This window comes from Mesorhizobium sp. M0174, assembly GCF_040322275.1.
Lineage (GTDB): Bacteria > Pseudomonadota > Alphaproteobacteria > Rhizobiales > Rhizobiaceae > Mesorhizobium.
In genome coordinates this window covers 335,446-356,758 of sequence record NZ_JAMYTB010000002.1, presented here as the reverse complement: position 1 = coordinate 356,758, position 21,313 = coordinate 335,446, and the positions used below count along the sequence as shown (strand labels likewise).

Here is a 21,313-nt window from a genome sequence, read left to right as displayed (position 1 = left end):
GCCGGGCCGGTATCTGGAGCGGCAGATCCGGCCCATTTCGTCGTGCTATAGTCGAAAGCCGAGGTGGAGACCACCATTAAGCTGATGCGTCAGCTTGCCTCGCGCATGGCTTCGGCCGCCTGCAGGTCAACCGACACCAGTTGGCTGACGCCTTGCTCGGCCATGGTTACCCCGAACAGCCGGTCCATGCGCGCCATGGTGATCGGGTTGTGTGTGATGATGACGAAGCGCGTTTCGGTGGTTGCGGCCATTTCGTCCATCAGATTGCAGAAGCGTTCGACATTGTGGTCGTCGAGCGGCGCGTCGACTTCGTCGAGCACGCAGATCGGCGCCGGATTGGTCAGGAACACGGCGAAGATCAGCGACATCGCCGTCAACGCCTGCTCGCCGCCCGACAGCAGCGTCATCGTCTGCGGCTTCTTGCCGGGCGGTCGCGCCAGGATCTCGAGCCCGGCTTCGAGCGGATCGTCGGACTCGATCAGTTGCAGCTCGGCGGTGCCGCCGCCGAACAGATGCGAAAACAGCCGTTGAAAATGGCCGTTGACCACCTCGAAGGCAGCGAGCAGCCGCTCGCGGCCTTCACGGTTCAGGCTGTGGATCGCCTGCCGCAGCTTACGGATCGCCTCGATGATGTCGTCGCGCTCGGAAACGATGGTCTCCAGCCGGTCCGACAGTTCCTTCTGCTCTTCTTCGGCGCGCAAATTGACGGCGCCCAACCGTTCGCGCTCGACCTTCAGCCGGTCGAGCTGACGCTCGATCTCGGCCATTTCGGGCATCGGGCTGTCGGGTTCGAGGCCGGTGTGGCGGATCACCAGATGCGGCGGCGTGTTCAGCGTTTCCTGGATGCGCGCTTCGACTTCCAGCCGACGCTCGTCGGCGGCGGTCAGCCGCTCTTCGGCGCGAACACGCGTTTCGCGCGCTTCGGCGAGCGATTGGATGGCAGCGGTCGCAGCCTTGTCCAGCTCGGACTGCCGGTTCTCCGCTTCCTGCAAGCGGTCGCCGGCAGCCTTGCGCAGGCTTTCGGCCTCGGCGAGCTGCGACAGCAAGGCGCGCCGCTTGGCGTCGATCTCGTCGGGTGCGTCGGCCAGCCGCTCGCGCTCGGCCTCGGCCTCGGCCTTGCGTTCGCCGAGCGCTGCGATCTGCGTCGACGCGTTTTCGGCGCGCTCCACCCAGTTGCGCCGTTCCGCGCCGATGGCGTCGAGCCGGCGCGCACGTGCCTCGGCTTCCCGCTTCAGGCCCTCGTGAACGGCGCGCGCATCGGCAAGGGCGGCGCGGTCGCGGGCGACGTTGGCGGCCGACTGGTCGAGTTGCGACTGCAGATCGCCGAGATCGGGCGCGTCCTGCAGCAGCATTTCCGCCTCGACGAATGCTGTCGCCGTTTCCTCATGGCTGTCGACAATGCGGGCGCGCGCCTCGTCAAGTGCTGCACGCCGGCTCGACAGTTCGCCGCCGGCCTTTTCGGCCTCGGCCAGCGCATTGCGAGCAGCGTCCAGCCCGTGCTGGGCGTCGCGCCCGGCCTGTCGAGCGGAGCGTTCGGCTTCGCTCGCCTGGGCAAGCGCCTGTTCGGCCCGGGCAAGAGCCTGTTCGGCGTCGCGCAGTATGCGGGTGGCATGGATCGCTTCGGCGTCGAGTTCGGCCAGCCGGTTTTTCTGCGCCAGCCGCTGCGCGGCGGCGGTCGGCGCATCGGAGCTGGCGGTAAAGCCGTCCCAGCGCCACAGCGCGCCTTCGCGGCTGACCAGCCGTTGACCGGGGGCAAGCAGCGTCTGCAGCCTTCTTCCGTCGGCGGCTTCGACAATGCCGATCTGGGCCAGCCGGCGGGCCAGCTGCGCCGGCGCGCGCACCACGCTGGCGAGGCTCTTTATACCTTCGGGCAACGCGGCGTCGCCGGGCTGGATTTCGCTCTGGCCCCAATGCACCGGCGCGCTGCGGTCGAGCGGCACGTCGAGATCTTCGCCAAGTGCGGCACCCAGCGCCGTCTCGTAGCCGCGCTCGACGCTGATCTGCTCCAGCACCGAGGGAAACAAGTCGCCGCTCGCAGCATTGAGGATCTTGGCAAGCGTGCGGGCCTCGGTTTCGATCCGCGCCAGCTCGGCCTTTGCGTCCTGAACCGGTGGGCGGGCAGCACCTTCGCCCGCACGCGCCTCGGCGACCGCCCGTTCGGCTGCAATCGCTGCTGCCTCGGCCCCTTCGAGCAGTGCCAGCGCCTGTTCGACCAGCAGCCGCTTCTCGGCGGGATCGGGCAGGCCGGCGACCCTGGAGACGATCTCCGACAATTCGCGGTCGACATCTGCAAGCTGGCGGCCAAAGCGGTCGCGGCGCTCGGCGGTATCGCGCAGCGTCCGTTCGATCTGGTTGCGGGAGGCGGCAGCCTCCGCCCGTTCGGCGGTCAGCGCGGCGAGCCTGGCCTCGCTAGAGGCAAGCGTCGATGCCGCCTGCTCGAAAGCCGCGCGGGTGCTGGCCTCACGCTCGGCGGCGCCGGCGTTTTCGGTGTTGAGCGCGGCTTCTTCGGCAGCGAGACGTTCGAGGATATCCGCATTGTCGCGGACCATGCGCTGCTCGCGGGCAAGGTCGTCATCAAGCTGTTGCAGTCGGCGGTCGAGCTCTGCCTGGCGGGCGCGGATGCGGCCTGCCTCTTCCTCGATCTGCGCCTTGGCGATCGACAGACGCTGGAAGGCTGCGGCGGCTGCTGCTTCCGCATCGCGCAGGTCCGGCAGCCGGTGGGCGTTGATGCCTTGTTCCCTGGCGGCAGCCATCTGGGCAGCAGCACGGTCGCCGACCAGCGCGGTGGCAATCGCCAGCGCCGAACGCGCTTCGCCTTCCTGCGTCTTGGCCAGCGTCCAGCGAAGATGCAGCAGCGTCGCTTCGGCTTTGCGGATGTCGGCCGACAGGTTCTTGAAGCGCGAGGCTTGGCGGGCTTGGCGTTTCAGGCTTTCGATCTGGCTTTCCAGTTCGCCGACAACGTCGTCCAGCCTTTCGAGGTTCTGTTCCGCCGCCTTCAGCCGCAGCTCGGCTTCGTGGCGCCGTGTGTGCAGGCCGGAAATTCCGGCTGCCTCTTCCAGCAGCGCGCGGCGCGCCTGCGGCTTTGCCTGGATCAGCTCGCCGATGCGGCCCTGCCCGACCATCGATGGCGAACGCGCGCCGGTCGACTGGTCGGCGAACAGCAGCTGCACATCCTTGGCGCGGGCTTCCTTGCCGTTGATGCGGTAGAGCGAACCCGCCTCGCGTTCGATGCGGCGCGAAACCTGCAACTCGTCTGAATCATTGAAGGCCGAGGGCGCGCTACGGTCGCTGTTGTCGAGAAAAAGCGTGACTTCAGCGGTGTTGCGGGCCGGTCGTGTTCCGGAACCGGAAAAGATGACGTCGTCCATGCCGGACGCACGCATGTTCTTGTAGGAGCTTTCGCCCATAACCCAGCGCAGCGCCTCGACCAGGTTCGACTTGCCGCAGCCATTCGGCCCGACGATGCCGGTCAGGCCGCGTTCGATGACGAACTCGCCGGGTTCTACGAAGGATTTGAAGCCGAGCAGGCGAAGGCGCGAGAACTTCATTCGCGCCGGCCCATAGCCAAGTTTCGCAACACTGTTCCGGGGTTTTGCAAGGAGAACCCGCGGCAAGCCAAAGAAGTGCGCACGCCGAAGCGACGCCGCTTCGGCACTGCCGAAACGTCAGAGCAGAGGGTCGATGATGGCCGACATTTCCGCAATCGACATCGCCCCTTTGTAGGTCTTTCCGTTGATGAAAAAGGTCGGTGTGGAATCGACCTTGAATTCGTCGGCGCCGCGCTTCTGGACGGATCTCACATCGTCCAGAAGTTTCTGGTCCGTCAAGCAGGCCTCGAAGGACTCCTGTGTAAAACCGGCAAGCTTGGCGATTTGCAGCAGTGCGTCCTTGGTATTGTTCACACCAACCCAGTTCGCCTGCTGCCTGAACAGCACGTCGACCATCGGGAAATAGTTGTCCTTGGAGCAGCGCGCCAGCATGAAACCGGCCTCGGCACTGGGATCGAACGGAAACTCGCGCAGGATGTAACGGGCCTTGCCGGTGTCGATATATTTCGTCTTCAGCTCCGGAAACGTGGTCTCGGCGAAATGCGCGCAATGCGGGCAGGTCATCGATGCATATTCGACGATGGTGACCTTTGCATCGTCCTTGCCGAGCTGCATGTCGGGCAGCGCGCCGGGCTTCAACAAGGCTGCCATATCCACCGTGCCCTGAGCTTCAGGCGCTTTGGCGGCGGCCGGGGCGGCCGGCTTCGCAGGTTCCGCCGGAGCCGCAGGTTTCACATCCTGCGCCTCGGCTTTCTCGCCCGAGTCGCTGCAGGCGGCAAGCAGGGCTGCCGCTGGTATTGCGGCCAGTGAAGTCAAAAGGTGTCTGCGGGACAAGGAACGAAGCATACGAGTCACCTGGCAATAGTTGGATTTTGCAATGCAAAGGCTACAAAAAGCGAGAGTTGGCGCGAATTAAGGCATTACCGCCCCTATTCCAATCGCCAAATCCGGGCATACCATCACGATAGCGCGAGATCACGGCTTCTTTTGACCAAGAATGGTGGCGCCAAGGCGCTCCAACGAGGCGCGCAGCCCGTCGTCCTCGATCAAACCGACAGAGCCCGACAGCTTCGCCTTCTCCGCCACGGTCAGCGGCCGCAAACTGGGTGCCGGCCTTTCCTTGCCCGCCATTACCGGCTTCTGCACGATCCTGATCCGGCCGATCGCATTGAAACCGAGAAACGCATTGACCCGGTTGATGATCTCGCCGGTCTCGTGCTGCAGATGCAGTGCCGCCACACCCTCGCAGGCAATTACCAGCACGGCCGGCTCGAACGGATCGTCCTCGTGCATGCGGCGCGGCCACTGGATCTTTTCCGGGCGCGAGCGGCCGGCAAGCCGCGGTCCGGCAATCTCTTCCCACGACTGGACCAGCCCGATCGACATGCCGGCCCGCTTGCGCAGCACCGGGTCGAGGATCTCGGTTGCGAGATCGCTCACCGGAACGGGATTGCCGAAGGGCCTTTTCCCTGCCATGTGCGTTCTCCAGCTTCAGCATCAGTGGATTAGGGCCGACCCTCGATCAATGGCACTGCACGACCAGACCCGCAAGGCCGTATCCGGAGACAATGGCGAGATCGCGTTCCGGCTGCTTGGCTGGTACGACGCGCATCACCGCGAGCTGCCGTGGCGCGTTCCGCCGCGTGCGGTGGCAGGCGGCGCCCAGCCAGATCCCTATCTGGTCTGGCTTTCCGAGGTGATGCTGCAGCAAACCACGGTCGAGGCGGTAAAATCCTATTTCCGGGCTTTCGTGCAGAAATGGCCAACTGTCGAGGCACTGGCGGCGGCACCGACCGAAGACGTCATGAAGGCCTGGGCCGGGCTCGGCTATTATTCCCGCGCCCGTAACCTCAAAGCCTGCGCCGATCTCGTCGCGCGGCAAGGCGGCCGCTTTCCGGACAGCGAGTCCGGCTTGAGGGAACTGCCCGGCATCGGCGCCTACACGGCGGCGGCGATCGCGGCGATCGCCTTCGACCGACCAGCCGCGGTCGTCGACGGCAATGTCGAACGGGTCGTCTCACGGCTGTATTCGATCGCCACGCCTCTGGGCGACGCCAAGGGCGAGATACGCGGCCAGGTCGAACGCATGGTTCCCCCGACAAGGCCCGGCGACTTCGCGCAGGCGATGATGGACCTGGGCGCGACGATCTGCACGCCGCGCCGGCCCCGCTGCATGCTCTGCCCGGTCAGGCAGGATTGCAGCGCCACAATCTCGGGCGATCCCGAGCGCTTTCCGGTCCGCCTGCCCAAGGCCGAGAAACCCTTGCGCCGCGGCGCCGCCTTCGTCGCCGTCAGGAGCGACGGCGCCATCCTTTTGCGCAAGCGCGCGAATAAAGGCCTGCTGGGCGGCATGACCGAAGTGCCGACGACCGGCTGGACCGCGCGGATCGATGGCGCCACCACGGTGGCGGCAGCCCCGTTCCCCGGCGACTGGCGGCAGGCCGGACGCATCGGCCATATCTTTACCCATTTTGCGCTTGAACTCGACGTGTTCAAGGCGGAGACCGACAGCGTCGGCCCGGCCGGGCATTTCTGGTCGCTGGCCCATGAAATTTCCGGGGAGGCGCTGCCGAGCGTCATGAAAAAGGTAATCGAAGCGGCGATACCGGGCGCGACGAAAAAGCAGCGGCCGCATTGAAAGAGAGAAGAATGTCCGAAATCCGCCACATCGTTTTCGACATCGGCAAAGTGCTGATCCACTATGATCCGAACCTGCCCTTCAGCCGCTTGATCCCCGATCCCGACGAACGGAAATGGTTCTTCGAAAATGTCTGCACGCACGACTGGAACATCGAGCAGGACCGCGGCCGCAGCTGGGAAGAGGCCGAAGCGCTGGCAATCGCTCAATATCCCGACCATGCCGAAAACATCCGCAATTTCCGCCGGCACTGGCACGAGATGGTGCCTCATGCCTATGAGGACAGCGTCGCGATCATGATCGGGCTGATCGAGAGCGGCCACGACGTGACGATGCTGACCAATTTCGCGGCCGATACGCTTGCCGAGGCCCGTGAGCGGTTCGATTTCCTCAATAGGCCGCGCGGCGTGACCGTGTCGGGCGACATCCGCCAGATCAAGCCGGATCGCGCCATCTACGATCACCACGTCGCCGCGTTCGGCCTCGATCCGGCAGCCACGCTGTTCATCGACGACAGCCAGAAGAATGTCGACGGCGCCAAGGCGGCCGGTTGGCAGGCTGTGCTGTTCACCGACGCAAAGACGCTCAGGGCGGACCTTGAGCGCCTTGGGATCAAAGTGTGATTTGAATCGCTTCCAGAGGTTGGGTGAGCCTTGGCATAACCGATCTATCGCAACTCGGAGCCTCAGGCCCCTGCCCGCTCCATGCCCAGCCGCGCAATGCGGCGAAGCTCGTCGATCGGTGTCAGACCGCCGCTGCGCTCATAATGCCAGAAGGTCCATCCGTTGCAGGCGTCCAGCCCCTGGACGTGAGCGCCGATCTTGTGGATCGACCCGGCACTGTCGCCGATCGCCAGCGTGCCATCGGCACGCACTTTTGCCGCCCAGCGCTTCTTGGCGTCGTAGAGCGTGGCGCCGGGCGCCACCAAGCCATTGTCGAGAAGCGTGACGAATGCGACGCGCGGCTCAGCCCGCTTGCCGGTCAGCACCGTCAAATTGGCGCCTTCCAGCGGCCGGACCGCATCGATACGTTCCATGGCGGCATCGATATAGGCCTGCTCACGCTCGATGCCGACGAAGTGGCGGCCAAGCCGCTTGGCCACAGCCCCGGTGGTACCTGAACCGAAGAAGGGGTCGAGCACGATGTCGCCTGGCCTGGTCGATGCCGTCATGACGCGGGCAAGCAACGCTTCCGGCTTCTGCGTCGGATGTAATTTGTCACCATTGTCGTTCTTCAGGCGCTCGCCGCCGGTGCAGATCGGAAATAGCCAGTCGGAACGCATCTGAATGTCGTCATTCGACGCCTTCAGCGCCTCGTAGTTGAATGTGTAACCCTTGCCCTTTTGGTCGCGCGATGCCCAGATCATCGTCTCATGCGCGTTCTGGAAACGGCGGCCACGGAAATTGGGCATTGGATTGGTCTTGCGCCAGACGACGTCGTTGAGGATCCAGAAGCCCAGGTCCTGCATCTTGGCGCCGACCCTGAAAATATTGTGGTAGGAGCCGATGACCCAGATCGTGCCGTTGGGCTTCAACACGCGGCGCGCCGCCAGCAGCCAGGCGCGAGTGAAGGCGTCGTAGGCCTCAAAACTGTCGAACTGGTCCCAATGGTCGTCGACGGCATCGACCTTGGATTGGTCGGGCCGGTGCAGATCGCCATCGAGCTGCAGATTGTAAGGCGGATCGGCAAAGATCACGTCGATCGACTTTTCCGGCAGCCGTTCGAGCGCGGCGAGGCAGTCGCCTTTCAGGATCGTATCCAGCCACTCGGATTGCTGGGGAGCATCGGAAAGGTCGTCGAGAAAACGCACGGCAGACATTGTGACACCCAAGGCACGCGTTACTGTTTACTGTCCGTTATGGTTACCGATCAGCGTAAATATTCAGTGAAGCAGCACGCCGAATTTGCGAAGCCCGGCCTGTTGGTGTATGCCGCGCCGCCTGAGCCGTTTTGACCAAAGGCCCTCTCGGCATTCCCCTCATCCCGCTTCCCGGATCACCATGCCCCAGCCAGATCTTGTCATCTTCGATTGCGACGGCGTGCTCGTCGATTCCGAAATCATCGCCGCGCGTATCGATGCCGAGCTTTTGACCTCGGCCGGCTACGAGATATCGGCCGAGGAGATTTCCGAGGTCTATGCCGGGCTGATTTTCAAGGACATCATGATGCGGGTCGAGGAAAAGTCCCGGATCCCGTTCCAGGCCTCCTTGATCGACAAGGAGGAACAGCTTGTCGATCGGCGGCTGCGCAGCGACGTGCGTGCCATCGACGGAGCGCACGAAGCTGTCGCCGCGGTAGCAGTGCCGCGCTGCGTCTGTTCGAATTCGCGTTCTGAGCGGATCGAATTCATGCTGGAGAAGGTGCAGCTTTTGCCGTTCTTTGCCGGCCGGATCTTTTCCTCGCTGGAAACCCCGACCGGGAAAACCAAGCCGGCGCCGGACGTGTTTCGGTTCGCCGCGGAAAAGCTCAAGGCCGATCCGGCGAACACCTTTGTCATCGAGGATTCGGTGCATGGCGTCACCGGCGCCAAGACGGCGGGAATGCGCGTCATCGGCTTTACCGGCGCGGCGCACAGCTATCCCGGCCACGCCGATGCGCTGACCGAGGCCGGCGCGGAAACGGTCATCCGCCGCTGGGCAGAACTGAAAAGCGTGATCGCCGCGCTGTCGGAATGGTCGGCGGACGCGTGAGAGGCCGCCTCCAGCCGCCGTGGCGCGAATGCACCGGCTTAGTTGGTCGCGGCGGCTTTCTTTTTCCTCGGCTTGTCTGTCGCTACTTTCGGAGCGCCCTCGTCATACCCGGCATATGCCTGGTAGTCCTTCGCCGTCGGCTCCGGAACGACGACGTTGGAATCGGTGAAGACGAACTGTGTGGCACTCGAAGGATCGGTAACCTGGACCTGATAGGAGTGAAGCTGCGAATAGAGAACTTCGGTGCCGTGCATCACCGCGATGCGGATCGGCATGGTGATGGTGCCGGGGGTGAACATCGGGCCAGGCACGACTTTGCCGGCGACGGCTATCTTCATCGACAAGGAGCCGTTGGCACGGCTGCAGTCGCGGGTCACATCGGTGATCGAAGCCTGATAGATGATCTTGGCGGAATCGTCCGGCTGATCGACGCCTGCCGCGCCCGCTGCCGGCTGGGCGGCTTCCTCGGCGGCGACATCGGTTTTTTTCTTCGGCTTCGGACCGCTCTTGGCGTAGGTATTGAAGAAGGCGGTGCCGTCACGCAACGTCACTTTCGGGCAATAGGCCTGCAGCTGGCTGGAAAGCACCTTGGGATCGGGTGGCGGTGGGGGTGTCGTGTCCTTCTTGCCGAAGCCGAGAATACCATTGTCGCTCGATTGGCAGCCTGCGGCGGCAAGCATAAAGCCGGCGAGCGCCAGACCCGCGACAAAACGACCGTTGAATGAATGAAACGCCATGAACTGCACTTCCCTCTCGCAAAGCCGGTGACGTATATCAACCGCGCGGCAAAAATGCGACTGAGCCAGCGCAGAAATCCACCACCTCGCGGCGGGCCAAAATTCCCGGCAGCAATGGAAACGTAACGATGCAATATGTGAGTACCCGCGGGGAAGCGCCCGCGCTGGGATTTTCCGACGCGGTGCTGGCCGGACTGGCGCGCGACGGCGGGCTCTACCTGCCGAGCGCCTGGCCGCATTTTTCCGCAGCCGAGATCCGCGCCATGCGCGGCCTTGCCTATCCCGATCTTGCTATCCGTGTGCTGTCGCCGTTCCTCGGCGGCGAGATCGCGGCGCCGGTGTTTGAACGGCTGGTGCGCGAAGCCTATGCGAGCTTCCGCCATGAGGCCGTCTGCCCGCTGGTGCAGACCGGGCCGAACAGCTTCGTGCTCGAGCTCTTCCATGGCCCGACGCTCGCGTTCAAGGACGTGGCGATGCAGCTTCTCGCACGGCTGATGGACCATGTGCTGGCCGAGCGCGACCAGCGCGCCACCATTGTCGGCGCCACCTCCGGCGACACCGGAGGGGCCGCCATCGATGCCTTTGCCGGGCGCAACCGCACCGACATCTTCGTGCTTTTCCCGCATGGCCGCGTCTCGCCGGTACAGCAGCGGCAGATGACGACCTCGACCGCCGCAAACGTCCATGCGTTGGCGATCGAAGGTAATTTCGATGACTGCCAGGGCCTGGTGAAGGACATGTTCAACGACCACGGTTTTCGCGACCGGGTATCGCTGTCGGGCGTCAATTCGATCAACTGGGCCCGCATCATGGCCCAGATCGTCTATTATTTCTCCTCCGCGCTGTCGCTCGGCGCGCCCGACAGACCGGTTTCCTTCACCGTGCCGACCGGCAATTTCGGCGACATCTTTGCCGGCTATGCCGCCAAGAAGATGGGGCTGCCGATCGAACGGCTGATCATCGCCACCAACGACAACGATATTCTGGCGCGCACGCTGGCGACAGGCGAATACCGCATGAAGGGGGTTTTTTCGACCACGTCGCCCTCGATGGACATCCAGGTGTCTTCGAACTTCGAACGCTTGCTGTTCGAAGCGTCCGGCCGCGATGCCTCGACCGTGCGGCGCTACATGAACGGGCTCAAGCAGTCCGGCGCCTTCACCATCGAGGCTGGCGAAATCGCCAAGATCCGCTCCGAATTCGACGCCGGCCGCGCCACCATGGACGAGGTCGCCGCCAGTATCCGCACCACACTAGCGGCGAGCGGCTATCTGCTCGACCCGCATACGGCCGCGGCCGTGCATGTGGCCGCCGGCAAGGCTGCGGGTGAGGTGCCGATGGTGGTGCTGGGCACTGCGCACCCGGCAAAGTTTCCCGCCGCCGTCGAAGCCGCCAGCGGCGTGTCGCCTGCCCTGCCTGCATGGCTAGGCGGGTTGATGAGCGCCGAGGAAAAATACACGGTACTTCCATCCGACCTGAAAATGGTGGAAGATTATCTCGGCCGCCACACGCGGGCGGCGCGTTAGGGAGTAATTGCCATATGGGTGTTGAGGTAAGCCGTCTGTCGAACGGCCTGACAGTCGCCACCGAAACCCTTCCAAGCCTCGAATCTGTTGCCCTTGGCGCCTGGGTCAAGTCGGGCGCACGCAACGAGCGTGACGAAGAGCACGGAATGGCGCACTTGCTCGAGCACATGGCTTTCAAGGGCACCAGGCGGCGAAGCGCCTTCGAGATTGCCTCGGAGATCGAGGACGTCGGCGGTGAGATCAATGCCGCCACCAGCGTCGAGACGACCTCCTATTATGCAAGGGTTCTGAGCGACGACGTGCCGCTGGCGGTCGATATTCTTTCCGACATCCTGCAGGAATCCGAATTCGATCCGCAGGAGTTGGAACGAGAGCAGCATGTGATTTTGCAGGAGATCGGCGCCGCGCACGATACGCCCGACGACGTCGTTTTCGATCACTTTACCGAGACCGCCTTTCGCCACCAGACTATCGGCCGCTCGATTCTCGGCACGCCGGAAACCGTCAAATCCTTCACTTCGAAGCAGTTGCACGACTTCATCGAACGACAGTACGGCGCCGAGAACATGGTGATGGTGGCGGCCGGCGATATCAAGCACGACGATTTCGTGCGGGAGGTGGAAAAGCGTCTCGGCAGCTTCCGCGGCAAGGCCGACGGCACCATCCCGCAATATGCGCAGTATGTCGGCGGCGATTTTCGCGAGGACCGCGACCTGATGGACGCCCAGATCGTGCTGGGTTTCGAGGGCCGCGCCTATCACGTCCGCGATTTCTATGCCTCCCAGGTCCTGTCGATGATCCTCGGCGGCGGCATGTCGTCGCGACTTTTCCAGGAAGTCCGCGAAAAACGCGGCCTGTGCTATTCGGTCTATGCCTTCCATTGGGGTTTTTCCGACACCGGCGTCTTCGGGGTCCATGCCGCGACCGGACAAAGCGATATTGCCGAGCTGGTGCCTGTGATCATCGACGAGCTGCAAAAGGCCGGCGAAAACATCCTGCAGGAGGAGCTTGACCGGGCGCGTGCCCAGTACCGCGCCGGGCTGATCATGTCGGCCGAGAGCCCGGCCAGCCGCGCCTCGCAGATCGCCAGGCAGTTGCTTCTGTTCGGCAGGCCGATCGCCAAGGAAGAGCTGATGGAGCGCCTGTCGGCGTTGACTGTCGAGCGGCTGACGGATCTGTCGTCCCGGCTTTTTTCGACCAAGCCGACGCTTACAGCTGTCGGGCCGGTGGGTACGCTCGCGCCCTATGAGGCGATCCTCGATTCGCTTTCGGGCACGCAGACCACTGCCCGTAAGCTTGCCGTCTAAGCCCATTCGAGCATCGTGTTCGCGCTCCCTTTCTTTCGCCGCGACCTGCCGGCACTGAAGGGCGAGCTGGTCACGCTGCGCGTGCCGCTGACCAACGACTATCGCGAGTGGTCGGTGCTGCGCAGTGAAAGCCGCGCCTTCCTCGAGCCGTGGGAGCCGCGATGGACGCCTGACGAGCTCGACCGCACGGCGTGGCGGCACCGTATCGGCCGCTACCGCGAGGACTACGCGCAGGGGACGGCGATCGCCTTCTTCATCTTCGAGAAAAGCAGCGGCAAGCTGGCCGGCGGTATCACCCTCGGCAATATCCGCCACGGGGTCGCCCAAAGCGGCCATATCGGCTATTGGATCGGCGAGCGGTTCAGCGGACGCGGCCTGATGACCGATGCCGTCAAGGTGGTGACGCGTTTCGCCTTCGAAACGCTGCGGTTGCACCGGATCGAAGCTGCCTGTATCCCCGATAATGCCCGGTCGATCCGCGTGCTTGAAAAAGCCGGATTCCGGCGCGAAGGACTGCTACGATCGTATCTCAGGATCAACGGCATCTGGCAGGACCATTACCTATACGCCCGAATCGCGGACGATCCGCCGGGCGTTGGAACAAAGGACTGATTTTTGACGAATTTTCTGCGCAACGGGTCGCTGCTTGCCTTTATGCTGGCGGCAATCGTCACGCTCTGCGCAGCATCGTCGGCGTTTGCGGTCGAACCGATCAAGATTGCCCGCGACGACGTGGCGCTCGACCTTTCGGGTGCCGTCGCAATCTACCGCAACCAGGGCGAGAATTTCCAGGTCTCGACGGCACCCGGCCCGGACGGCATCGTGCGGCGCATCGAGGTCGAGGCCAATGACGCGCGCTCGACCGGCGACTGGGCGGTGTTCGCGCTCGCCAATACCACCGACCAGCAGCTCGACAGGCTGATTGTCGCACCGCATTTCCGGCTGGTGAATTCCGGCCTGTTTTGGCCGGATCTCGGCTCGACCCGTATCGCTGCGATCACGCCCAGCGAAGGCTTTGCGCTCGACCGCCAGACCAGCCCCGACGCCGACGTGTTCCGGGTGACGTTGAACCCCGGAACGGTGATCACCTTCATCGCCGAGCTCGCCTCGCCCAAGCTGCCGCAGGTCTATCTGTGGGATCCTGAATCCTACAAGGACTCGGTCAATTCCTACACGCTGTTTCGTGGCATCGTCATCGGCATCGCCGGCCTGCTGGCGCTGTTCCTGACCATTCTTTTCGTCGTCAAGGGGACCTCGATGTTCCCGGCGACGGCGGCCCTTGCCTGGGCGGTGCTTGCCTATATCTGCGTCGATTTCGGCTTTCTTAACAAGATCATAGAAATATCCCCGGGGAACGAGCAGATGTGGCGCGCCGGAACGGAGGTGGCGCTTGCGGCGACCTTCGTTGTGTTCCTGTTTGCCTATCTCAACCTCAACCGGTGGCACGGCCATTTCAGCTACGGCGCGCTGGTCTGGATTCTCGGGCTGGTGCTGATCGCCGGCGTCGCCATCATCGATCCGGCGGTTGCCGCCGGCATTGCCAGGCTGTCCTTCGCCGCCACCGCACTGACCGGGCTCGGCCTGATCATCTTCCTCGGTATCCGCGGTTACGACCGCGCCATTATGCTCGTGCCCAGTTGGGTGATGGTTCTGCTGTGGCTATGCGGATCGTGGATGGCGATCACCGGCATGCTGGACAACGATATCGCCCAGCCGGCGCTGGGCGGCGGGCTGATCCTCATCATCCTGCTGATCGGCTTCACGGTGATGCAGCACGCTTTTGCTGGCGGCGCCCTGCATCAGGGCCTGTTCTCCGATCTCGAGCGGCAGGCGCTGGCGGTTGCCGGATCGGGCGATACTGTGTGGGACTGGGACGTGCTGCGCGACCGGGTCGTCACTCGTCCCGACGTCAGCATTCAGCTCGGCCTTGCTCCCAACAGTCTCGGCGGTCCCGCCCGCAACTGGCTGCCGGTGCTGCATGCCGACGACCGCGACACGTTTCGCACGACGCTCGACGTGGTGCTCGAGCACCGGCGTGGCCGGGTGTCGCAAAACTTCCGTCTGCGCGGCGCCGACGGGCACTATCACTGGTTTGCGCTGCGCGCCCGGCCGGTGATCGGCTCGGACGGCGAGGTCATCCGCTGCGTCGGCACCATGGTCGACGTGACGGAGCAGAAGAAGTCCGAGGAACGGCTGCTGCACGACGCCGTGCACGACAATCTGACCGGCTTGCCCAACCGCGAGCTGTTCATGAACCGACTGGAGGCGATCATTTCGATCGCCCGCACCGAAGAGAAGGTGCGCCCGACCGTGTTCGTCATCGACATCGATCGCTTCAAGCAGGTCAATGACGGGCTCGGCATCTCGGCCGGCGATACCATCCTTTTGACCATAGCGCGGCGGCTGCACCGGCTGCTCAAGCCGAAGGATTCGCTGTCGCGCTTTGCCGGCGACCAGTTCGCGCTGATGCTTTTGTCGGAGCAGGATCCGGCTCGCATCGCGGCCATCGCCGATGCCATCAAGCACGCCATCAACAACCCGATCACCTTCGCCAAGCGCGAGATCGTGCTGACCGCCTCGATCGGGCTGATCACCTGGACGTCCACGCAGACCTCGGCCGAGGACATGGTCAAGGATGCCGAGCTTGCCATGCATCAGGCCAAGCGCTTCGGCGGCGACAGGATCGAGCCGTTCCGGCCCGCCTTCCGCACGGTCGGCACCGACCGGCTGCAGTTCGAGTCCGACCTGCGCCGCGCCATCGAGCGACGTGAATTCACGCTTGCCTATCAGCCGATCGTGCGGCTCGAGGACGGCAGCGTTGCCGGCTTCGAAGCGTTGCTGCGCTGGGACCATCCGCGGCGCGGCATGATCCCGCCGGCGGATTTCATTCCGGTTGCCGAAAACTGCGGCCTGATCGTGCAGCTTGGGCTGTTCGCCATGCAGCAGGCTGCCGAAGACCTGGCCGGATGGCAAAAGCAGATCGGCGATGCGCCGCTGTCGGTCTCGGTCAATCTGTCCAGCCGTCAGCTCATCCGCCGCGACCTGGTCAGCGACGTCCGCTCGGTGATCGCGCGAGCCAACCTGAAACCGCGCTGCTTCCGGCTCGAACTCACCGAATCGCTGGTGATGGACAATCCCGAGCAGACCGCCCATGTGCTGACCAAGCTGAAGCAGCTTGGGATCGGCCTGTCGCTGGATGATTTCGGCACCGGCTACTCATCGCTGGCCTATCTGACGCGCTTTCCGTTCGACACCATCAAGATCGACAAGAGCTTCGTCGACGACGCGACGCCGAAACGCGCGGTGCTGCTCAAATCGATGGTCAACATGGCGCATGAGCTCGGCCTGTCGGTCGTTGCCGAAGGCATTTCGGACGAAAGCGATGCGCTGGAGCTGCGGCAGATGGGCTGCGAATACGTGCAAAGCTTCATGTTCGGCGCGCCGATGCCCGGCGACCAGGTGCTGAAGACGCTGAAGGAACAGTATCCGCTCACTCAGGCGTGACCTGCAGCCAGGCTGAGATGCGCGAGATCGATGCCGATCGAGGCAAGGATCCGGTCGTATTTGCGGTCGATGTCGGCGTCGAACAGAAGCTCGGCACTTGCCGGGCAAGTCAGCCATCCATTCTCGGCGATCTCGTTTTCAAGCTGGCCCGCACCCCAGCCGGCATAGCCGAGAGCCATCAGCGCCCGCCGGGGTCCGCGGCCGGAGGAGATGGCGCGCAAAATGTCGACGGTCGCGGTCAGGCAGACGTCATCGGACACGGCGAGCGAGGATTCCACCCGGTAGTCGCCCGAATGCAGGACGAAGCCGCGGCTGCGATCCACCGGTCCGCCATTGCGCACGACGAAGTCGCGCGCCGGCGCCGGCAGACGGATCGCCTCCATCTCATTCATGATGCCAAGTTGCACGAGCAGGTCCGGAAACAGCATCTGCTGCGTCTGGTTGATGATCAGCCCCATCGCGCCTTCGTCGCTGTGCGCGCAAATGTAGATGACAGAGCGCGTGAAGCGGTCGTCCTTCATGCCGGGCATGGCGATCAGGAACTGGTCGTCGAGAAAGCCGGGTCCTGCGGCCGTCCTTTTATGGCGCAACAAATCCATGGCCACAGCGTAACGCGTTTCCGAAGCCTCGAAAAGATGGGCGGCGCTCGATTTGATCAGGCTCGTAAATCGAAGGTCACGCAAATATGATGCCGGCCGCGTCATGAAATCATTGTGCGGCCATCAACGGACGATCAAATCACCGTCATGCAAAGCTTGAAAATCCTGCTGCTTGGTGTGGCCATTGGATCGGCGACCGGCCTCCCGGCCTCAGCCTCCTCGTCGGCCTGGTACAACAGCGAAGGCGGCAGGGTGAGGCTGGTGACGAGCGGCAAAGCCGACGAGGCCGGACGCCTCCAGGGCGTCCTCGACATTGCGCTTAAGCCCGGCTGGAAAACCTATTGGCGCGATCCGGGCGATGCGGGCGTGCCGCCACAGATCGACGTCTCGGCCAGCACCAACATTGCCGACGCGACGCTTTTATTTCCGCCGCCGCAGCGCCATGACGACGGCTATGGCAAATGGGCCGGCTACGACCACCCGGTTTCGTTGCCGGTGACGTTCACGCTTGCCGCGCCCGGCCAGCCGGCGGTCATCGATGCTGACATTTTCCTCGGCATCTGCGAAACCATCTGCATCCCGGTGCAGACAAGGCTGACTGTCGATCCCGGCGCCGATCCGGACAACGCCGAGGATGCGGCACTGGTCAAGGCAGGCCTTGCCACCCTGCCCGCCACGGCAACGCCCGATTTCGGCATAAACGTACTGCCGGGCGACCACGAAACACTGATTGTCGAAGCGAGCTTTCCGGGCAGCCCCGAGGGCGCCGACTTCTTCGTTGCCGGCGAACGCGAATACATGTTCGGTGTCCCGGCACGCAGCGAAAAGGATGGCAAGCTGATCTTTACTGTGCCGATCCTCGACAGGCCGTCGACAACGCCAACCGATGGCGGCCTGCACTACACACTGACAAGTGCCGCAGGCGCGGTCGAAGGCCTGTTGCCATTCCCGTGATGCCAACGTCTGGACGGTTGCCGGGCGCGCCTTAATTCGCTATCGCAAGGAAACTCCCTTCCATTCCAAACGAGGACCATCATGACGATCTCCGTTGGCGACAAACTGCCCGATGCGACCTTCAAGACAATGACCGCCGACGGTGCAAAGCCGATCACGACGGGCGAGATATTCTCAGGAAAGACGGTCGTGCTGTTTGGCGTTCCAGGCGCTTTCACGCCGACCTGCAGCAACAATCATCTGCCCGGCTACCTGGACAATTACGACGCCATCCTGGCGCGCGGCGTCGACACTATCGCCGTTGTCTCGGTCAACGATGTTCACGTCATGGGAGCTTGGGCCCGCTTCAGCGGCGGTGAAGGCAAAATCCTTTATCTTGCCGATGGCAATGGCGATTTCGCCAAATCGGTCGGCCTTGACGCCGACCTCTCGAGCGGCGGCATGGGGCTGCGCTCGAAGCGTTTTTCGATGATCGTCGAGGACGGCAAGGTCACCGCACTCAATGTCGAGACAAAGCCCGGCGTCGACGAATCCGGTGCGGCTCACATTCTCGGACAGCTTTCCGTCCTGGCGACAGCCTAGGCCAGGCACGGCAAAGGGCGCCTTCGAGCGCTCAACGTCCAAAGGACGCTGACTTTTTCATCGGCGCATGATCCTTCCGAAAGCCGACCCGGTTTTCGGGGCCATGTGTCGGCCCTTCGGGACTGCTTGCTTTTGGGGACCTCGATTATGTCTGACATCTTGTGGCGCAGCGTCGCGATCGGCATCGGCGCAACCGCGCTTATGGATGTCTGGGCGATTTTCCTGAACAAGGCCTTTGCCCAACCGCGCCCGAACTGGGGGCTGGTCGGCCGCTGGGTCTGGCATCTCAGGGAGGGCAAGGTCTTCCATGATGACATTGGCGAGGCCTCGCCCTATCCACATGAATCAGTACTTGGCTGGGCCTTTCATTATGCTGTCGGTATCGTCTACGGCATCATACTGGTCGTGCTGGCCGGGACGGCCTGGCTCACCGCGCCGACCTTCCTGCCGGCCTTTATCCTCGGCATCGTCACCGTCGGCGCCGGGTGGTTTCTGCTGGCGCCCGGCATGGGCGCCGGCTGGACCGCTTCGAAGCGGCCCAATCCGATGCAGGTCCGCGCCCTCAATCTTGTGTCGCATACGGTGTTTGCCATCGGACTGTTCGGCACCGCCCTTCTGATCCGCTGACACGCCAGTTCAACCGGATCAATAACTCTGGGTCGAGCGCCGAACCTTCTTGGCCGCCGATTGCCTGGACCGGGTGCCTTCCTTCGGCGGCACGGACGCGAGCACGGGTTTCGCCGACTTCGTCTTGAATGGCGCCATGCCGAGCCGCGCCAATTCGTCGGCGCGCTCGTTCTCAGGATGGCCGGCATGGCCCTTGACCCAATGCCAGGTGACCTGATGGCGGTTGCGCGCCGCGTCGAGCTGCTGCCACAGCTCGGCATTCTTCACCGGCTGCCGGGCAGCGGTCTTCCAGCCGTTGCGTTTCCAGCCCTCGATCCAGCCGAAAATGCCGTCCTTGACGTAGTTGCTGTCGGTATAAAGGTCGACGACGCAAGGCTCCTTGAGCGCGTTGAGCGCCGAGATCGCCGCCAACAACTCCATGCGGTTGTTGGTGGTCAGAGCCTCGCCACCATGGAGCTCCTTGATGGCGCCGTTGAAGCGCAGGATTGCGCCCCAGCCGCCAGGCCCGGGATTGCCCGAACAGGCACCATCGGTGAAGATTTCAACGCGCTTGGTCATGTCAGTCCATATTCGGAAGGAGAGTTGATCGCCCGGTGGAAGCGCATCCGGCGGATATACTCGGTCGGGTCGCGTTTCATCACCAGCCCGCCATCCGGAACCGTCAGCCAGTCGTAGAGCCGGGTCAGCATGAAGCGCAGCGCCGAGCCGCGCGCCAGCATCGGCAGCGCAGCTTTCTCGTCACTGCTCAACGGCCGCACGCTTTGGTAGCCGGCAAGCAGCGCCGTGCCCTTGGTCAGATTGAAGGAAAAATCCTTCTCGAAGCACCAGGCGTTCAGGCACGTGGCAACGTCATAGGCGTAGAGGTCGTTGCAGGCGAAATAGAAGTCGATCAGCCCGGACAGTTTCTCGCCGAGGAAGAACACATTGTCCGGGAAAAGATCGGCATGGATGATGCCTTGCGGCAGACCGTTCGGCCAGTTCCGCTCGAAATCGGCGAAATCGGCATCGACCTCGGCCGCCAGTCCCGGCTCGACCTCGTCGGCGCGGGCGCGGGCGGCATTCCACAGCTTGCGCCAGCCATCGATGGCAAGGGCGTTGAGGCGGGTCATCGGAAAATCCGCGCCGGCCAGATGCAGTGCCGCCAGTGCCTTGCCGACCTCGCCGCAATGCGCAGCCGTCGGCCGCCGCAGCGACAGGCCTTCGAGAAAGGTGATGATGACCGCCGGCCGACCAGCAAGTGTTCCGATCACACTGCCATCATGTGCGGTGACCGGGAGCGGACAAGAAATGCCCTTTCTGGCGAGATGGGCCATGAGGCCGAGAAAGAACGGCAGGTCAGCCTTGTCGACGCGCTTCTCGTAAAGCGTCAGGATGTAGGAGCCGCTGCTGGTGTGCAGCAGAAAATTCGAGTTTTCGGTGCCTTCGGCGATGCCCTTGTAGGACAGGAGGTCGCCGACCGGATAGTTCCTGAGGAATGCGCCGAGCTCGCCCTCGTTGACGTCGGTGTAGACCGCCATCGTTGTTACGCGGCCCCGTTGACGAAGGCCATGTCGGCGGCCGTCAGTTCGACATCGCGCAACACCCGCATCACCGGAAAGTCCTCCGTCTCCGTCGCCGTTACGGCCAGCTCGATGGTCACGTCGAAGCGCTGCCTGAACGCATCGACGATCTCGTCGACGATGATCTCCGGCGCCGAGGCGCCCGCCGACAGGCCGAGCGTCGAAATGCCGGCAATCTCATTCCACGGAATTTCGGAGGCGCGCTGCACGAGAAGCGACATCGAGGCGCCGGCGCGCTCGGCCACTTCGACCAGGCGCCGCGAGTTGGAGGAGTTAGGTGCGCCGACAACGAGGAAGAGATCGGCGCCGGCCGCTGTTTCCTTGACCGCTTCCTGGCGATTGGTGGTGGCATAACAGATCGATTCCGCCGCCGGCGCGTGCAGCTCGGGAAAACGCTGCTGCAGGGCGCGAATGATACCGGCGGTGTCCTCGACCGACAGCGTCGTCTGGGTCACGAAGCCGAGCGCCTGCGGGTCTGCAGGCACGAAGCTTGCGGCGTCGGCTTCGGTCTCGATCAGAGTGACCGCGCCATCCGGCAACTGGCCCATTGTGCCGATCACCTCGGGATGCCCGGCATGGCCGATCAAAAGCACGTGGCGGCCAAGCCGCTGATGGCGCATTGCCTGCTTGTGGACTTTCGAAACCAGCGGGCAAGTCGCGTCGAGATAGAAGAGGTTGCGCGACTGGGCGTCGGCCGGCACCGATTTCGGCACGCCATGCGCCGAAAAGACGACCGGGCTCTGGCGATGCTCGGGCGGGATTTCGGAGAGCTCCTCGATGAACACCGCGCCGAGGCTTTGCAGCCCTTCGACGACGTAGCGGTTGTGCACGATCTCGTGGCGGACATAGACCGGCGCGCCGTATTTCTTCAGCGCCAGCACGACGATCTGGATGGCACGGTCGACGCCGGCACAGAAACCGCGCGGCTGGCAAAGCCGGATGGTCAGCGGTGGCTTTGTGTGAAGCATGATTGCATCTTACGCTGATTGTAGGCCGGTTGATCGGACTGTGACTTCTGAGCTCTAGGCGCGAAATGAGGTGC

General features: G+C 63.6%; 19 protein-coding genes. 10 read left to right on the top strand and 9 right to left on the bottom strand.

All coding sequences use genetic code 11. From position 1 onward, the window contains the following. Window positions 1-89: 89 nt before the first annotated feature. The 3 genes from smc to NKJ13_RS05190 form a co-directional block, all read right to left on the bottom strand. Window positions 90-3,548, bottom strand: coding sequence for a chromosome segregation protein SMC (gene smc, locus NKJ13_RS05200; protein WP_352505202.1), 3,459 nt, complete (start codon window positions 3,546-3,548; stop codon window positions 90-92). Window positions 3,549-3,665: 117 nt separating this feature from the next. Then, window positions 3,666-4,394 (bottom strand): DsbA family protein, encoded by a 729-nt coding sequence (locus NKJ13_RS05195; RefSeq protein ID WP_254818473.1) that lies wholly within the window; start codon window positions 4,392-4,394, stop codon window positions 3,666-3,668. Window positions 4,395-4,523: 129 nt separating this feature from the next. Beyond that, complete coding sequence (locus tag NKJ13_RS05190) at window positions 4,524-5,024, bottom strand: DUF721 domain-containing protein (protein ID WP_352777216.1); 501 nt, start codon at window positions 5,022-5,024, stop codon at window positions 4,524-4,526. Between the two features lie 49 nt (window positions 5,025-5,073). Between NKJ13_RS05190 and mutY the strand changes: the two genes are divergently transcribed. Further along, window positions 5,074-6,186, top strand: coding sequence for an A/G-specific adenine glycosylase (gene mutY, locus NKJ13_RS05185; RefSeq protein ID WP_352505204.1), 1,113 nt, complete (start codon window positions 5,074-5,076; stop codon window positions 6,184-6,186). 11 nt (window positions 6,187-6,197) lie between these two features. Next, the gene (locus tag NKJ13_RS05180) at window positions 6,198-6,809 is read left to right on the top strand and encodes an HAD family hydrolase (protein ID WP_254818470.1); all 612 of its coding nucleotides are present in this window, start codon (window positions 6,198-6,200) and stop codon (window positions 6,807-6,809) included. Window positions 6,810-6,871: 62 nt separating this feature from the next. On the opposite strand, the gene NKJ13_RS05175 is transcribed toward NKJ13_RS05180, so the two are convergent. After that, the gene (locus tag NKJ13_RS05175) at window positions 6,872-8,005 is read right to left on the bottom strand and encodes a site-specific DNA-methyltransferase (protein ID WP_352777213.1); all 1,134 of its coding nucleotides are present in this window, start codon (window positions 8,003-8,005) and stop codon (window positions 6,872-6,874) included. A 181-nt stretch (window positions 8,006-8,186) separates the two neighbouring features. Between NKJ13_RS05175 and NKJ13_RS05170 the strand changes: the two genes are divergently transcribed. Beyond that, entirely contained in the window at window positions 8,187-8,876 is a 690-nt protein-coding gene (locus tag NKJ13_RS05170) for an HAD family hydrolase (RefSeq protein ID WP_352737050.1), read from the top strand. A gap of 38 nt (window positions 8,877-8,914) precedes the next feature. On the opposite strand, the gene NKJ13_RS05165 is transcribed toward NKJ13_RS05170, so the two are convergent. Further along, a complete protein-coding gene (locus NKJ13_RS05165) occupies window positions 8,915-9,613 on the bottom strand; it encodes a hypothetical protein (RefSeq protein ID WP_352777211.1) in 699 nt (232 codons plus the stop codon). Window positions 9,614-9,741: 128 nt separating this feature from the next. Between NKJ13_RS05165 and thrC the strand changes: the two genes are divergently transcribed. The 4 genes from thrC to NKJ13_RS05145 are packed head-to-tail and all read left to right on the top strand — an operon-like array spanning window position 9,742 to window position 15,950. Continuing rightward, window positions 9,742-11,139 carry a threonine synthase gene (thrC, locus tag NKJ13_RS05160; RefSeq protein WP_352777209.1) on the top strand — a complete coding sequence of 466 codons (1,398 nt, stop codon included), beginning with the start codon at window positions 9,742-9,744 and terminating at the stop codon, window positions 11,137-11,139. Between the two features lie 14 nt (window positions 11,140-11,153). Then, window positions 11,154-12,446 (top strand): M16 family metallopeptidase, encoded by a 1,293-nt coding sequence (locus tag NKJ13_RS05155; protein ID WP_292657506.1) that lies wholly within the window; start codon window positions 11,154-11,156, stop codon window positions 12,444-12,446. Window positions 12,447-12,461: 15 nt separating this feature from the next. Further along, window positions 12,462-13,058: a GNAT family N-acetyltransferase gene (locus tag NKJ13_RS05150; RefSeq protein WP_254818464.1), complete on the top strand. Its 597-nt coding sequence runs from the start codon at window positions 12,462-12,464 to the stop codon at window positions 13,056-13,058. Window positions 13,059-13,061: 3 nt separating this feature from the next. Further along, window positions 13,062-15,950, top strand: coding sequence for an EAL domain-containing protein (locus NKJ13_RS05145; RefSeq protein WP_302895658.1), 2,889 nt, complete (start codon window positions 13,062-13,064; stop codon window positions 15,948-15,950). Here NKJ13_RS05145 and NKJ13_RS05140 read toward each other — a convergent pair. Further along, entirely contained in the window at window positions 15,941-16,549 is a 609-nt protein-coding gene (locus NKJ13_RS05140) for a YqgE/AlgH family protein (protein WP_352777207.1), read from the bottom strand. The genes NKJ13_RS05145 and NKJ13_RS05140 overlap by 10 nt on opposite strands. Window positions 16,550-16,696: 147 nt before the next feature. Between NKJ13_RS05140 and NKJ13_RS05135 the strand changes: the two genes are divergently transcribed. The 3 genes from NKJ13_RS05135 to NKJ13_RS05125 all read left to right on the top strand — a co-directional run bounded on the left by NKJ13_RS05135 (window position 16,697) and on the right by NKJ13_RS05125 (window position 18,712). Then, complete coding sequence (locus NKJ13_RS05135) at window positions 16,697-17,503, top strand: protein-disulfide reductase DsbD domain-containing protein (RefSeq protein WP_352777204.1); 807 nt, start codon at window positions 16,697-16,699, stop codon at window positions 17,501-17,503. 81 nt (window positions 17,504-17,584) lie between these two features. After that, window positions 17,585-18,085: a peroxiredoxin gene (locus NKJ13_RS05130; protein ID WP_352688974.1), complete on the top strand. Its 501-nt coding sequence runs from the start codon at window positions 17,585-17,587 to the stop codon at window positions 18,083-18,085. Between the two features lie 147 nt (window positions 18,086-18,232). Next, window positions 18,233-18,712, top strand: coding sequence for a DUF2938 domain-containing protein (locus NKJ13_RS05125; protein WP_352777203.1), 480 nt, complete (start codon window positions 18,233-18,235; stop codon window positions 18,710-18,712). An 18-nt stretch (window positions 18,713-18,730) separates the two neighbouring features. Here NKJ13_RS05125 and rnhA read toward each other — a convergent pair whose 3' ends face one another. Genes rnhA through ispH form a run of 3 tightly spaced genes read right to left on the bottom strand, consistent with a single transcriptional unit; the run spans window position 18,731 to window position 21,239 of the window. Further along, window positions 18,731-19,270, bottom strand: coding sequence for a ribonuclease HI (gene rnhA / locus NKJ13_RS05120; RefSeq protein ID WP_352777201.1), 540 nt, complete (start codon window positions 19,268-19,270; stop codon window positions 18,731-18,733). Further along, window positions 19,267-20,229 (bottom strand): homoserine kinase, encoded by a 963-nt coding sequence (locus NKJ13_RS05115; protein WP_352777198.1) that lies wholly within the window; start codon window positions 20,227-20,229, stop codon window positions 19,267-19,269. Before NKJ13_RS05115 ends, rnhA begins: the two co-directional genes overlap by 4 nt. Before the next feature lie 5 nt (window positions 20,230-20,234). Continuing rightward, complete coding sequence (ispH, locus tag NKJ13_RS05110; protein WP_254818458.1) at window positions 20,235-21,239, bottom strand: 4-hydroxy-3-methylbut-2-enyl diphosphate reductase; 1,005 nt, start codon at window positions 21,237-21,239, stop codon at window positions 20,235-20,237. Window positions 21,240-21,313: the final 74 nt, after the last annotated feature.